Source organism: Pollutimonas rozaliensis (assembly GCF_048751585.1).
Lineage (GTDB): Bacteria > Pseudomonadota > Gammaproteobacteria > Burkholderiales > Burkholderiaceae_B.
In genome coordinates this window covers 1-238 of sequence record NZ_JAZHOB010000349.1, presented here as the reverse complement: position 1 = coordinate 238, position 238 = coordinate 1, and the positions used below count along the sequence as shown (strand labels likewise).

Sequence of the window (238 nt, the reverse complement as noted above, 5' to 3'; positions counted from 1 at the left end):
CGCATGGCGCAACGCCGCATCAGCGGGATCAGGCAGCGCATCGAGTTGCGCCTTGAGCAAAGCCATGGCGTCCAATGCCGGATGAGCAGGCGCCTCGCCTTTCCAGGCTTCGGCCAGGCCATCGGGGGTCAGGCGGGTGAAACCGGTGCCCAGGTCGGGGCGCGGTTCTTCGCCACCGGCCCACTCGCGCAACTTGGCCAGCCAGGGATTGTAGAAGCGCGCCTGGATTTTCTTGCCG

The 238-nt window shown here is 66.8% G+C and carries 1 protein-coding gene; it reads right to left on the bottom strand.

The features are described 5' to 3' along the window. Window positions 1-238, bottom strand: a 238-nt coding sequence (locus V0R37_RS23190; RefSeq protein ID WP_420376702.1) for a hypothetical protein, incomplete at both ends; no start/stop codon positions are given.